Origin of the sequence: Methylophaga sp. UBA5088, from assembly GCF_002414625.1 — a bacterium.
Classification (GTDB): domain Bacteria; phylum Pseudomonadota; class Gammaproteobacteria; order Nitrosococcales; family Methylophagaceae; genus Methylophaga; species Methylophaga marina.
In genome coordinates this window covers 6548-8604 of sequence record NZ_DIAC01000078.1, presented here as the reverse complement: position 1 = coordinate 8604, position 2057 = coordinate 6548, and the positions used below count along the sequence as shown (strand labels likewise).

Here is a 2057-nt window from a genome sequence, read left to right as displayed (position 1 = left end):
CCAGATAGCCAAACCACCTAAAATTTCTGTTGCTATCACTAAAGGTAACAGTGATGCAGGTACTCCCATCATGCTCATATAGCCTTGTGTCGCTTCATAACCTGCACCGAGTTTTCCAATACCCGCTGAAATAAACATCAGACTTAACAAAAACCGACCTGTGACTGTTGCTAATCCTGTGACTGCATTCATGTAATTTTTCCTTTTTGTTGTGTTGTTAAGATGGTTCACAGTTTATCGTTTCCATATTTTTATAAAACAGTGTATTAATGAACTTATTGTTACCAAATAGAGAACAATAGAGATGAGTCAGTTAGAAGAAATGCAGTGTTTTGTGCGGGTAGTGGAAGCTGGCAGTATCACCAAAGCTGCAGAGCAAATGAATACGGTGAAATCTGCTATCAGTAAACGTTTAACTGATTTAGAGAAACGACTGGGTATCAGCTTGCTTAAACGAACAACGCGTAAACAAACGCTTACCGATGCCGGTCGCAGTTACTACCAGCATTGTGTCCGTATTCTCGATGATATTTATGAGGTTGAAAATGCGTTAGGCAATGAGCAAACATCATTATCTGGTCGTATCAGATTATCTGCCCCCATTAGCTTTGGTTTGCTGCACTTGAGTCCGGCTCTACGCGAGTTTAATCAAATGCATCCAGACATCATTTTTGATATTGATTTTAGTGACAGACATCAGGACTTAGTCGCTGAAGGTTTAGATTTGGCCATACGTATATCTAATCTTACTGACTCAAGTATGATCGCACGTAAACTGGCCTCTACCCGTCTTTATATCTGCGGCAGTCCTGATTACTTTGCTCAAAATGGCTTACCTGAACAAACTGAAGACTTGTTTTACGGGCACGTAAAGCTGCAATATTCACATGTCAGTAGCAGTTGGTCATTACTGGACCATCAAGGTGAGGTGATGTCTGTTAATTTGCCTACAGTACTGTCTTCAAATAATGGCGAATATCTACGGGATGTCTGTATAGATGGAAAAGGGTTAATTTTGAGCCCTGATTTTATTGCATTTTCTGCGCTCAAATCGGGCAAGTTGATCACTGTTCTCGATAAGGCACTGGTTCAGAAAGATATTGGTATTTATGCCATCTATCCACAGACACGCTTTTTATCACACCGCGTCAGGATTCTGATTGATTTTTTACAAGAATATTTTAGCCGGCTAAAAGACTGGGATAGTCCGAGTCTGTAATTACTTATCCATCGAGAGATAATAACTTAGCTCGGTTTGCTGACGCTTAACACAGGCGATCCCTTCTTTGATGGCTTCATCTGCACGATAAAACTCCAGAATACCGATATGAGAAAGGCGAGGATTTAAAATAATTTCAGGTGGATCACCGGCCATTCGGCTGCGGGTAATTCTGTCCTGTGTAATATTAATCGATGCGGCAATGGCATCTAATAAAGCAGGCGCTTCTTCTTTTTGTTCACGACGTTTGGGAAACAAATTATTGGTGTAGTCCGTCACCATGTGACTGACTTTTCCAGTCCAACTTTTTGGTGGTTCTGATGCTATTGATGGCTCTACATCATCAATATCTGTTCTGAAATGTTTGCCCACAATGCCGCTATTGAGGTTCACAGCAATCACCACATCCGCGCCCATGGCTCGGCATAAAGACACCGGCACAGGATTAACGAGCCCTCCATCAATCAACCATCGATTATTATGCTTTATTGCCGGAAACAAGCCAGGTAAAGACATGGAAGACCATACTGCATCCATCATATTGCCACGTGTATTCCATATTTCGCGGCCACTATACAAATCTGTTGCAACAGTAGCAAAACAGCTCTGCATATTCTCTATCTCAAGCTCCTGTTCCACCACATATTCATTAAGAAATGTGCGCAGACGGTTTTTGTTTACAAAACCTTGCAGAGACCGGTTAATGGCAAAGTATTGAGCCGTTTTTAATTTATCCAATTGCAACACCCAGTCATTCAGTTTGCCGAGATTATTAGCGACATAAGCAGCCCCAACCAAAGCGCCTATTGACGTACCCGTTACAATGTCTGGAGTGATG

The 2057-nt window shown here is 41.7% G+C and carries 3 protein-coding genes; 1 reads left to right on the top strand and 2 read right to left on the bottom strand.

All coding sequences use genetic code 11. The annotated features are described in order from the left end of the window. Positions 1 to 192 (bottom strand): DoxX family protein (locus tag B4K20_RS09975; RefSeq protein ID WP_289282769.1); only part of this gene is annotated, 192 nt, incomplete at its 3' end. Between the two features lie 112 nt (positions 193 to 304). On the opposite strand from B4K20_RS09975, the gene B4K20_RS09970 reads away from it, so the two are divergent. After that, positions 305 to 1219, top strand: coding sequence for a LysR family transcriptional regulator (locus B4K20_RS09970; protein ID WP_289282768.1), 915 nt, complete (start codon positions 305 to 307; stop codon positions 1217 to 1219). Here the strand turns inward: B4K20_RS09970 and B4K20_RS09965 are convergent. Beyond that, a partial coding sequence (locus B4K20_RS09965) for a patatin-like phospholipase family protein (RefSeq protein ID WP_289282767.1) occupies positions 1220 to 2057 on the bottom strand: 838 nt, incomplete at its 5' end.